11 protein-coding genes are annotated in these 11655 nt (G+C 71.7%); 2 read left to right on the top strand and 9 right to left on the bottom strand.

The features are described 5' to 3' along the window. Positions 1-75 precede the first annotated feature (75 nt). From M0638_RS24345 to glpD, 9 genes are all read right to left on the bottom strand, one after another. Positions 76-627: a c-type cytochrome gene (locus M0638_RS24345; RefSeq protein WP_248669559.1), complete on the bottom strand. Its 552-nt coding sequence runs from the start codon at positions 625-627 to the stop codon at positions 76-78. A gap of 317 nt (positions 628-944) precedes the next feature. Beyond that, positions 945-2432, bottom strand: coding sequence for a glycerol kinase GlpK (glpK, locus tag M0638_RS24350; protein ID WP_248669560.1), 1488 nt, complete (start codon positions 2430-2432; stop codon positions 945-947). A 199-nt stretch (positions 2433-2631) separates the two neighbouring features. Next, positions 2632-4389, bottom strand: a complete 1758-nt coding sequence (locus M0638_RS24355; protein WP_248669561.1) for an ABC transporter substrate-binding protein — start codon at positions 4387-4389, stop codon at positions 2632-2634. A gap of 64 nt (positions 4390-4453) precedes the next feature. Next, the gene (locus tag M0638_RS24360; RefSeq protein ID WP_248669562.1) at positions 4454-4732 is read right to left on the bottom strand and encodes a DUF2160 domain-containing protein; all 279 of its coding nucleotides are present in this window, start codon (positions 4730-4732) and stop codon (positions 4454-4456) included. A 13-nt stretch (positions 4733-4745) separates the two neighbouring features. Then, a complete protein-coding gene (locus tag M0638_RS24365; protein WP_248669563.1) occupies positions 4746-5540 on the bottom strand; it encodes a carbohydrate ABC transporter permease in 795 nt (264 codons plus the stop codon). Positions 5541-5545: 5 nt separating this feature from the next. Continuing rightward, positions 5546-6460, bottom strand: a complete 915-nt coding sequence (locus M0638_RS24370) for a carbohydrate ABC transporter permease (RefSeq protein WP_248669564.1) — start codon at positions 6458-6460, stop codon at positions 5546-5548. Next, positions 6457-7557 (bottom strand): ABC transporter ATP-binding protein, encoded by a 1101-nt coding sequence (locus M0638_RS24375; RefSeq protein ID WP_248669565.1) that lies wholly within the window; start codon positions 7555-7557, stop codon positions 6457-6459. Before M0638_RS24375 ends, M0638_RS24370 begins: the two co-directional genes overlap by 4 nt. 1 nt (position 7558) lies before the next feature. Then, positions 7559-8659, bottom strand: coding sequence for an ABC transporter ATP-binding protein (locus tag M0638_RS24380; protein ID WP_248669566.1), 1101 nt, complete (start codon positions 8657-8659; stop codon positions 7559-7561). Continuing rightward, a complete protein-coding gene (glpD, locus tag M0638_RS24385) occupies positions 8656-10269 on the bottom strand; it encodes a glycerol-3-phosphate dehydrogenase (RefSeq protein ID WP_408903671.1) in 1614 nt (537 codons plus the stop codon). Before glpD ends, M0638_RS24380 begins: the two co-directional genes overlap by 4 nt. Before the next feature lie 258 nt (positions 10270-10527). Between glpD and M0638_RS24390 the strand changes: the two genes are divergently transcribed. Further along, positions 10528-11307, top strand: a complete 780-nt coding sequence (locus M0638_RS24390; protein ID WP_248669567.1) for a DeoR/GlpR family DNA-binding transcription regulator — start codon at positions 10528-10530, stop codon at positions 11305-11307. 127 nt (positions 11308-11434) lie between these two features. Next, on the top strand, positions 11435-11632 hold the full coding sequence (locus tag M0638_RS24395; RefSeq protein ID WP_248669568.1) for a hypothetical protein: 198 nt from the start codon (positions 11435-11437) through the stop codon (positions 11630-11632). Positions 11633-11655 lie beyond the last annotated feature (23 nt).

Consider the following 11655-nt stretch of genomic DNA (forward strand, 5'->3'; position numbering starts at 1 on the left):
TTAGAGCCGTTCCAGCCTCTTGATTTGGCGCATTTCCCGAGCCGCTGGGCGAGCACGCCCAGCATTGGAAAGGCCCTACTCCGTGCCGGCGGAGGGGGCGCCCGCGGGTCGGGCGTGGGCGGCCTCGGCATCGGCCCGCAGCCCCGGGCGCAGTCGCGGTTCCGGCCGCGGCCCGGCCTCGTCCGGTCCCGTCGGCATGCCGGCCGGCTGCACAGGCGCCCGCCCGGCGCCCAGCGTGAAGAGATAGGCGGCCATGTCGCGTGCCTCCTCCTCGCTCAGTCCGAGATCCGGCATGGCCGAGCCCGGCGAGATGCCCTGCGTGTCGCGCAGCCAGCGCACGAGATTGGCCGGCGTGTTCGGCAGACGCCCGCCGACATAGCCGCGCCGGGACCACTCCGTCAGAGGCGGACCGACCCAGGCGACCGCGTTGCGCACGCCGGGAATCACGTGGCAGGCGCCACAGCCATGTTCCAGCATGGCGGCGCGGCCTCGCGCCGGGTTGCCGCCGACGATCTGGAGATGCGCGGGCGGCGCGGGCTCGTCGCAGGCGAGCAGCAGGAAAGGCAGCGGCAGGAACCGCCGGAGGCGCGGGCGCGGCATGGCCGGGATGATCGTGCCGATGGACATCGCGTCAAGGGCTCGCCGGCGGATCCTTCGCGGCGCTCGCGGCTGCGCATGCGCCGGACCGACGACGCTGCCGGTCGGGCCCGATGATCGGGCAGGCTCCCGGCGCAGCCGCAGCGTGAGGAGCGGGTCGCCGAAGCCGACCAGCGCCCCATCGTCGCGAAGGGCGGAGCCGATGACGCCGTCCTCGGGCACGACGACCGGCCTGCAGGAAGGCGACGATCTGCCCCTTGCGCACCGAGCGGCCGGCGGTGCGGCGGAATGGTCGTGCGGATGCCCTCGACCGCGAACTCCGCAGGTTCCGTTGCCGCGCCTGCCCGTTACCTGCCGCACGTCCGCCGCACGGCCGTCTGCCAGCGCGCGTAGAGCATGGCGCGGCGCTCCTCCGCCATGGCCGGCGCGAAGCGGCGATCCAGCGCCCAGAGGGCGGCGAAGGCCTCCGGCTCCGGAAAGACGCCGGCTTCGAGGCCGGCGAGATAGGCCGCTCCCAGCGCCGTGGTCTCGGCGACGCGGGGCCGGTCCACGGGGGCGCCGAGCATGTCGGCCAGGAACTGCATGGACCAGTCGCTCGCCGTCATGCCGCCGTCGACGCGGATCACCGTGCCCTCGGCCAGCCCCGCATCGGCACGCATCGCCTCCAGCAGGTCGCGCGTCTGGTAGCCGACGCTCTCGAGCGCGGCGCGCGCCAGCTCGCGGCGGGTGGTGCCGCGCGTCAACCCGTACAGCGCGCCGCGCGCCTCGCTGTCCCAGTGCGGCGCGCCGAGCCCGACGAAGGCCGGCACCAGCACCACGGGCTGCTCCGGATCGGCCGCGGCGGCGAGCGCGCCGGTCTCGGCCGCCTCGGCCACCAGCCCGAGCCCGTCGCGCAGCCACTGCACGGCGGCACCGGCGACGAAGATCGCCCCCTCCAGCGCGTAGGTCCGGCGGCCGCCGATCTGGCAGGCGACGGTGGTCAGCAGCCGGTGGCGCGATGCGACGGCCTGCGCGCCGGTGTTGAGCAGCATGAAGCAGCCGGTACCGTAGGTGGATTTCACCATGCCCGGCTGGAAGCAGGCCTGCCCGGTCAGCGCCGCCTGCTGGTCGCCCGCCATGCCGCACACCGCGACGGGTCCGCCGAAATAGCGCGCGGCGGCGACGCCGAAAGGGCCTGCGCTGTCGCGCACCTCGGGCAGCACGGCGCGGGGGATGCGGAACAGGCGCAGCAGGTCGTCGTCCCAGTCGCCGCGCCGGATGTCGTAGAGCATGGTGCGCGAGGCATTGGTGGCGTCCGTCGCGTGCAGCGCGCCGTCGGTCAGGCGGCTGAGCAGGAAGCTGTCCACCGTGCCGAAGGCCAGCCGCCCCGCCTGCGCCGCCGCGCGCGCGCCGGGGACGTTGTCGAGCAGCCAGGCCAGCTTGGTGGCGGAGAAGTAGGAATCGGCCAGCAGGCCGGTGCGCTCGGTCAGCAGCGCCTCGGTGCCGTCCGCGCGCAGCTCGGCGCAGTGCGCGGCGGTGCGGCGGTCCTGCCAGACGATGGCGTTGTGCACCGCGTGGCCGCTCTCGCGGTCCCACAGCAACGTGGTCTCGCGCTGGTTGGCGATGCCGATGGCGGCGATGTCGCGCGCCTCCAGCCCCGCCTCCTCCAGTGCCAGACGGGCCGTGGTGAGCGTGGTCAGCCAGAGGTCCTCGGCCGAGTGCTCCACCCAGCCGGGGCGCGGATAGTGCTGCGGGAATTCGCGCTGCGCCGCGGCGACCGGGCGCGCATCGGCGGCGAACACCATGGCGCGGGTGGAGGTGGTGCCCTGGTCAAGCGCGAGGACGTGGCCGGCCATGCTGGCAGCTCCTTCCGAGATGAGGACCAACCCGGTGCCGGGGCATCGCCCCGGATTCCGTCAGGGGGCGCCCCCCTGGCGCCCTGTTTCGTTCAGGGCCCGGATGGGTGGAACGCCCGCGGCGATCCAGGAGACCGAGGTTCCCGACGCGAGGGACCCGGGGAGGACGGCGCCCTCCCCGTTGCCCGGATGCCGGGGCTCAGCCACGCCGCTGCGGCGGGGTCGCCGGCCAGGACTTGATCAGCGTGTCGTAATCCACCGTCTCGCCCGGCGGTTTCTCGTTGGCGAGGCGGCGCTGCGGCGCGAGGTTGCCGTCACGCTGCGCCCGCTCGTACCAGTGCTCGGCGCTGGTGCGCGGGTTCAGCTTCGGGCCGCATTCGCCCTGCACGCCGGCGCGCTCCAGGCGCTGCATCACCTCGTCCTGCGCCGCCGCCAGCGCGTCCATCGCCTGCTGCGGCGTCTTCGTGCCGGCCGCCGCGTCGCCGATGTTCTGCCACCAGAGCTGCGCGAGGCGCGGATAGTCGGGAACATTCACGCCGGTCGGCGTCCACTGCGTGCGCGCCGGCGAACGGTAGAACTCGATCAGCCCGCCCAGCAGCGGGGCACGCTCGCTGAAGGAATTGTGCCAGATGTCGCTCTCGCGGATGAAGGTGAGGCCGACATGGCTCTTCTTCAGGCTGGTGGTCTTGGCGACGCAGAACTGCGCGTAGAGCCAGGCGGGCTTGCGCCGCTCGGCCGGGGTGGAGCGCAGCAGCGTCCAGGCGCCGGCATCCTGGTAGCCGAGCTTCTGCCCCTCGTGCCAGTAGGCGCCGTGCGGCGAGGGGGCCATGCGCCACTTCGGCGTGCCGTCCGCGTTCACCACCGGCAGGCCGGGCTTGACCATGTCGGCGGTGAAGGCGGTGTACCAGAAGACCTGCTGCGCGATGTTGCCCTGCGCCGGCACGGGGCCGGACTCGGAGAAGGTCATGCCGGCGGCCTGCGGCGGCGCGTACTTCTTCAGCCACTCGATGTACTTGGTGATGGCGTAGACGGCGGCCGGGCCGTTGGTGTCGCCGCCGCGCTCGATGGCGGAGCCGACCGGGCGGCAGCCCTCCATGCGGATGCCCCACTCGTCCACCGGCTTGCCGTTGGGCAGGCCGCGGTCGCCGTTGCCGGCCATGGAGAGCCAGGCATCGGTGAAGCGCCAGCCGAGCGAGGGGTCCTTCTTGCCGTAGTCCATGTGGCCGTAGACCTTGACGCCGTCGATCTCCTTCACCGTGTTGGTGAAGAACTCGGCGATGTCCTCGTAGGCGGACCAGTTCACCGGCACGCCCAGCTCGTAGTTGAACTGGCGCTTGAACGCCTCGCGGATCTGCGGCCGCGCGAACCAGTCGTAGCGGAACCAGTAGACGTTGGCGAATTGCTGGTCCGGCAGCTGGTACATCTTGTTGTCGGGCGCGGTGACGAAGGACTTGCCGATGAAGTCCTCCACGTCGAGGTTCGGGTTGGTGACGTCCCTGCCCTCGCCGGTCATGTAGTCGGAAAGCGGGATCGCCTGGTGGTAGCGGAAATGCGTGCCGATCAGGTCGCTGTCGTTCACCCAGGCGTCGTAGAGGTTGCGCCCCGACTGCATCTGGGTCTGGATCTTCTCCACCACGTCGCCCTCCTGGAGCAGGTCGTGGCGCAGCTTGATCCCGGTGATCTCGGAGAAGGCGCGGGCGAGGGTGCGGGCCTCGTACTCGTGCGTCGTGATGGTCTCGGAGACGACGTTGATCTCCTGGCCGACGAAGGGCTTCGCGGCCTGGATGAACCACTCCATCTCCTTCATCTGGTCGGCCTTGGAGAGGGTGGAGGGCTGGAACTCGTTGTCGATCCAGCGCTGCGCCGCCCCGGCCTGCTGCGCCCAGGTCTTGCCGCGCAGGACGGTGAAGGTGCCAAGCGATGCCGCGGTGCCGAGCATCAGGTCGCGTCGCTTCATGGTCGTTCTCCCATCGTTCGGCCGCGCGGCATGGGCCGGGCGGGTGGTCGAGGTCGCCGGCCGGTCAGACCAGCAGGAACACGGCGATGCCGTACAGCACCGAGAGCGCGGAGCCGTACCAGGCATCGAGGCCCGTCAGCCCGATCCAGGCGAGGTGGATGAAGGCGGCGCCGAGCAGGGTGAGGAACAGCCGGTCGCCGCGGGTCGTGGGGATGCCGAGCACGCCGGTGCGCGGCGTCTCCGGCCGCCAGACCGCCAGCGCCGTCATCAGCAGCAGCAGGGCGAGGATGGCGGCGAAGAAGGCGGCCGTCTCCCAGGTCCAGGCCATCCAGTCGAGGTTCATGACGGTGCCTCGCTCACACGCGGCCGAGGGCGAAGCCCTTGGCGATCTGGTTGCGCACGAACCAGATCACCAGCGCGCCCGGGATCAGGGTCAGCACCCCCGCCGCCGCCAGCAGGCCCCAGTCCATGCCGGCGGCCGAGACGGTGCGCGTCATGATGGCGGCGATCGGCTTGGCGTCCACCGTGGTCAGGGTCCGGGCCAGCAGCAGCTCGACCCAGGAGAACATGAAGCAGAAGAAGGCGGCGACGCCGACGCCGTTGCCGATCAGCGGCAGGAAGATGCGGAAGAAGAAGCGCGGGAAGGAATAGCCGTCGAGCTGCGCCGTCTCGTCGATCTCGCGCGGCACGCCGGACATGAATCCCTCCAGGATCCAGACCGCCAGCGGCACGTTGAACAGGCAATGCGCCAGCGCCACGGCCCAGGGCGTGTCGAACAGCCCGACCGCGGAGTAGAGGTTGAAGAAGGGCAGCGCGAACACCGCCGGCGGCGCCATGCGGTTCGAGAGCAGCCAGAAGAACAGGTGCTTGTCGCCGAGGAAGCGGTAGCGGCTGAAGGCGTAGGCCGCCGGCAGGGCGAGCGAGATCGAGATGACCGTGTTCAGCACCACGTATTCGAGGCTGTTCACGTAGCCCATGTACCAGGAGGGGTCGGTGAAGATGCGGACGAAATTGGCCGTGGTCGGGTTGCGCGGCCAGAGCGTCAGCGCGCCGGTGATCTCCTCGTTGGTCTTGAAGCTCATGTTGATGAGCCAGTAGAGCGGCAGGGCCAGGAAGAGCAGGTACAGGCCGAGGGTGATGCGTCGCGCCATGCCGGTTACTCCGCCCCCTTGGCCGGCCCTTCGGCCTGCTTCTCGGCGTCGAGCGCGGTCATCACGGTGTAGAACACCCAGCAGACGGCCAGGATGATGAGGTTGAACACGATCGACATCGCCGCCGCCTTGCCGAGATCGAACTGCCCGAGCGCCAGCTTGACGAGGTCGATGGAGAGCATGGTGGTGGCGTTGCCGGGGCCGCCGCCGGTCACCACGAAGGGCTCGGTGTAGATCATGAAGCTGTCCATGAAGCGCAGCAGCACGGCGATCACCAGCACGCGGCGCAGCTTGGGCAGCTCGATCCAGCGGAACACGGCGAGGCGGGAGGCACCGTCGATCCGGGCGGCCTGGTAGAAGGCGTCCGGGATGGCGCGCAGCCCGGCGTAGCAGAGCAGCGCCACCAGCGAGGTCCAGTGCCACACATCCATGATGACGATGGTGAACCAGGCCGAGAGGATGCCGGCGGTGTAGTTGTAGTCGATCCCGAGCGCGTTCACGACATGGCCGAACAGGCCGATGTCGCCGCGGGCGAAGACCTGCCAGATGGTGCCGACCACGTTCCACGGCACCAGCAGCGGCAGCGCCATCAGCACCAGCGTCGCGGCGAGGCGCCACCCGTCGCGCGGCATGCAGAGCGCCACGGCGATGCCGAGCGGCACCTCGATCGCCAGGATGATCGCCGAGAACAGCAGCGAGCGCCACAGCGCCCCGAAGAAGCGGCTGCCGAGATCGGTCGATGGATCCAGCAGCTCGCGGTACCAGCCGATGCCGTTCCAGAAGAACTGGTTGTTGCCGAAGCTGTCCTGCACCGAGTAGTTCACCACCGTCATCAGCGGCAGCAGCGCCGAGAACAGCACGATGGCGAGCACCGGCAGCACCAGCAGCCAGGCGCGGTTGTCGAAGGGCCGGTCGTTCATGCCGCCGCCTCCTGGCGAAGCTCGCCGGGCGGCGGCACGCGCTTCCCGTCGGCGTAGACGTGCAGCCGCCTGGAATCGAGGTACAGCGCCGCCGTCGCCGGGTCGACGCCGTCCGGCAGCCTGGCGACCAGGGGATGCGGCCCGAGCCGCACGCGCGCGAGGCGCAGCCGGCCGAGATCGTCCACCCGCTCCAGCGTCACCGGAAGACCGCCGGGCCCGGCCCCGAGCGCCGTGAAATCCGGCCGGATGCCGAGCTGCACCGGCACCCCGGCCGGCAGCGGGCCGTAGGCGGCGCCGAGCGGGATCTCGAAGCCGGCCACGACGGCGCGGTCGCCCGTCACCGCCGCCGGCAGGAAGTTCATTCCCGGCGAGCCGATGAAGTGGCCGACGAAGACGTGCTCCGGCCGCTCGAACAGCTCGGCGGGCGTGCCGATCTGCAGCATCCGCCCGTCCTGCATCACCACCACCCGGTCCGCGAAGGTCAGCGCCTCGGTCTGGTCGTGGGTGACGTAGACCATCAGCCGGTCCAGCGCCCGGTGCGCCGCCTTGAGCCGCGAGCGCAGCTCCCATTTCAGGTTCGGGTCGATCACCGTCAGCGGCTCGTCCAGCAGCAGCGCCGCCACGTCCGAGCGCACCAGCCCGCGCCCGAGCGAGATCTTCTGCTTGGCGTCCGGCGTCAGCCCGCGCGCCCGCCGGTCCAGCATCGGCGAGAGGCCGAGCAGCTCGGCGATCTCCGTCACCCGCCGCGCCGCCGCCGCCGGCGCCACGCCGCGGTTGCGCAGCGGGAAGGCGAGGTTCTCGCGCACCGTCATCGTGTCGTAGATCACCGGGAACTGGAACACCTGGGCGATGTTGCGCCGTTCGGTCGGCCAGTCCGTGACGTCCACGCCGTCGAAGAGCAGCCGGCCGTGCGAGGGGCGCAGCAGGCCGGACAGGATGTTGAGCAGCGTCGTCTTGCCGCAGCCGGACGGGCCGAGCAGCGCGTAGGCCAGCCCCCGCTCCCAGGTCAGGTGCAGCGGCTTCAGCGCGTAGTCGGCATCCGACCTCGGGTTGGGCCGGTAGGCGTGCGCGATGCCGTCGAGGGTGATGCGCGCCATGTCAGGCGGCCGCCCGGCAGGGCGCGCCGGCGATGGCGCCGGCCGCGTCGAACACGAAGATCGCGGCCGGATCGACGGCGAGGCTCACGGGCTGCCCCGGCTCCAGTTCCTGCACGCCCGGCAGCAGCGACACCCAGCGCGCCGGCGCCGCGGCGCCGACATCCACGTCCACATGCACGAAGCTCTCCGAGCCGGTGATCTCGGTCACCGCCACCGTGCCGGCGAAGCACAGCGTTCCGGCCGCCGGCGCGGCGAACCGCAGCGTCTCGGCGCGGAAGCCGAGCCGATGGTCGCCCGCCGGCAGGGATGCCAGCCGGCCGCCGACGGACAGGCGGCGGCCATCCGGCAGCAGCAGCGCGCCGTCCCGGCACGCGATCGCCAGCTCGTTCATCGGCGGGTCGGAGAAGACCCGCGCGGCAGCCAGCGTGCGCGGCGCGCGGTAGACCTCGGCGCTCGGGCCGACCTGCGCCACGGCGCCTTCCCAGAGCGCCACGACCTGCCCGCCCAGCAGCAGGGCCTCCGTCGGCTCGGTGGTGGCGTAGACCAGGATGGCGCCGCTGTCCGCGAAGAGGCGCGGCAATTCCTCGCGCAGCTCCTCGCGCAGCTTGTAGTCGAGATTGGCCAACGGCTCGTCCAGCAGCACGAGGTCGGCGCGGCGCACCAGGGCACGGGCGATGGCGGTGCGCTGCTGCTGGCCGCCCGAGACCTGCGGCGGCAGCCTCTCCAGCAGCGGCTCCAGCCGCAGCAGCGCCGCCGCCTCGCGCACCCGCCGGTCGATCTCCGCCCCCTTCACCCCGGCGACGCGCAGCGGCGAGGCGATGTTCTCGTACAGCGTCAGGGTCGGGTAGTTGACGAATTGCTGGTAGACCATGGCGACCGAGCGGCGCCGCGCCGGCACGCCCGTCACGTCCTTGCCGTCGAGCAGGATGCGTCCGGAATCCGGCCGGTCGAGCCCGGCCATCAGCCGCATCAGCGAGGTCTTGCCGGAAAGCGTCGGTCCGAGCAGCACGTTGGGCATGCCGCGCGGCAGCGAGAGCGAGACATCGCGGAGATGCGCGACGCCGGCGACCGAGCGGCTGATTCCTTCCAGGCGCAGCGTCATGCCACCCGCTCCTCCCCGGCGTCCTGCCGGATCAGCCCCGGCAGGGCCGCGTCGATGGCGGCGACGGCCTCGGGCGACAGCCTGAGTCCCAGCTTGGAACGCCGCCAGACCGCGTCGGCGGCCGTGCGCACCCATTCCTCGCGCACGAGGTAGCGCAGTTCCGCCTCGGTCAGCCCGGCGCCGAAGTCGCGGCCGAGGTCCGCCTGGCTGCGCGCCCCGCCCAGCAGCCGGAAGGCGCGCGTGCCGTAGGCGCGCACCAGGCGCCGGGCCAGCGGCTCGGCCAGGAAGGGATAGGCGTGGCGCAGCGACAGCACCTGCGCTTCGTAGCCGTCGATCGGGAAGTCGCCGCCCGGCAGCGGTTCCCGCGCCGTCCAGCCCGCCGACAGGCCATCGGGCGCCGGCAGGCGGGGGGCCAGCCGGCGCAGCGCGTCCTCGGCCAGCCGGCGATAGGTCGTGATCTTGCCGCCGAACACGGAGAGCAGCGGCGCGCCGCCAGCCATCACCCCCTGGGGCGCGTCGAGCTTCAGCACGTAGTCGCGCGTCGCCTCCTGCGCGACGCTGGCGCCGTCGTCGTAGAGCGGGCGCACGCCGGAATAGGTCCAGACCACCATGTCGGGCGTCAGCGGCCGCGCGAAGTACTCGCTCGCGGCGCGGCAGATGTAGTCGATCTCGGCGGGGCTCGCCTTCGCCTCGGCCGGATCGCCCTGGCAATCCCGGTCGGTGGTGCCGACGAGGGTGAAGTCGCGCTCGTAGGGGATCGCGAAGATGATGCGGCGGTCGGCGTTCTGGAAGATGTAGCAGCGGTCGTGTTCGTAGAGCCGGGGCACCACGATGTGGCTGCCCTGCACCAGCCGGACTCGGGCCGGCTGGTCGGTGCCGACCACGCCTTCCAGCACCCGCGCCACCCAGGGGCCGGCGGCGTTCACCAGCGCCCGGGCGCGGATCGTGCGGGTCCCGTCCTCGCCCGCCACCGTCAGCTTCCAGAGGTCGCCATCCCGCCTGGCGGCGACGGCGCGTCGGCGCGTCTCGATCACGGCGCCGCGCTCTGCCGCGTCGCGCGCGTTCAGCACGACGAGGCGCGAATCCTCCACCCAGCAATCCGAGTATTCGAAGCCGCGGGTGAGGCGCTGCTGCAGCGGCGCGCCGGCCGGGTCCCGGCGCAGGTCGAGCACGCGGGTCGGCGGCAGCCGGCGGCGGCCGCCCAGATGGTCGTAGAGGAACAGGCCCAGCCGCAGCAGCCAGGCGGGGCGCAGCCCCCGGTCGTAGGGCAGCACGAAGCGAAGCGGCCAGACGATGTGCGGCGCGATGGCCCAGAGCCGCTCGCGCTCCTGCAGCGCCTCCCGCACCAGGCGGAATTCCCGGTGCTCCAGGTATCGCAGCCCGCCATGGATCAGCTTGGTCGAGGCCGAGGAGGTGGCGCCGCCGAGATCGCCCTGCTCGCACAGGTACACGGACCAGCCGCGCCCCTGCGCGTCCCGCGCGATGCCGGTGCCGTTCACCCCGCCGCCGATCACCGCGATGTCGTACGGCTGGTCGCCGGGCCCGGACGCTCGCGCCGGTGCCGCGCGCCCCGGTTGGCCACCGCCCGACCTGTCCTCCCTTGACCCCATCGCTCCCCTCTTGGCGGCCATGTCTGGCGGCCGATTTCGATTCGAAGGATAGATCGCGCAAAACGAACGCGCAATCGCTTGAAGCGAAGATTTTTCGCTTTCGATTGGCAGGCTGCCTCGCCCCGTTGCATCCTGTGACCACTCCGGGCAATCGGCTCCGGGCAACCGGCGCGTCGGAGCGGTTTTCCCCGCCGCGCGTCCCCCGGGGCTCGGGGCCTCGCTGCCCGGCCCGCTGCCGTTCCGAGGAGGAGGGAGGCCATGCAGGATCTGCCACGGCGTCTCGCCGAGATCGTGACGCTGGCCCGCGAGTCGGGGCGGGTCACGGTGGACGAGCTGTCGCAGCGCTTCGCTGTCAGCCCGCAGACCATCCGCCGCGACCTGAACGAGCTGTGCGACCGGGGCGTGCTGAACCGCATGCATGGCGGCGCGGTCATCGCCTCGGGCATCGAGAACCTCGCCTACGATGCGCGCCGGCTCCTGGCGCGCGAGGCGAAGGCGCGCATCGGCGCCGCCGCCGCCGCGCTGATCCCGAACGACAGCTCGCTGTTCATCAACATCGGCACGACGACGGAGGAAGTCGCGCGGGCACTCGCGCGCCACCACGGGCTGCTCGTCATCACCAACAACCTGCACGTCGCGGCCGAGCTGTACCGGCATCAGGCCATCGAGGTGATCCTGGCCGGCGGCGTCGTCCGGCGCAGCGATGGCGGCATCATCGGCGCGACGGCGGTGGAGATGATCCACCACTTCCGCGTGGACACCGCCGTGATCGGCACCTCGGCGATCGAGCACGACGGCTCGCTGCTCGATTTCGACCTGCGCGAGGTGCGTGTCAGCCGGGCCATCATCGAGAATGCCCGCCGCGTGGTGCTGGTGGCCGACAGCGGCAAGTTCGGCCGCGCCGCGCCGGTGCGCATCGCCCATATCCGCGAGGTGGACACCCTCGTCACCGACCGACTGCCGGACCCGGCCCTGGCCGAGCTGTGCCGGGCGGAAGGGGTCGAGGTGGTGGAAACCGGAGGCGGAGAGGAGTTGTAGGGCGGCACCGGGGCGAGGTGGCCGCGTGGCGCGACGGCCTGGATGTCCGGTACGCGATGGCGGCGGATGGTCGGCTGGGCCAACCGGGGCATCGTCAAGTTGTCTTCTGCAGGTTGACGGCGATCATGTGGTCAGCGCGAGGTACGGCGCGCCTTCCTGGACGGCACGGCTGCGGCCGCTGATGGCCGCCGCCGAGGCCGACCCGACCAGCCTGCTGCTGTTCGTGGACGCCACCCACCCCGCCTACCGTTGGCTCCTCCTGGAACCCGGAAGGCAATATGGGGGGGGAATCGCGCCCGGCCTCGCTAGAGCATGCTGCGTTTGATCGGAATCGGGGTTCCGAAACGG

The sequence above is a fragment of the Roseomonas acroporae genome (genome assembly GCF_023223525.1).
Lineage (GTDB): Bacteria > Pseudomonadota > Alphaproteobacteria > Acetobacterales > Acetobacteraceae > Roseomonas_E > Roseomonas_E acroporae.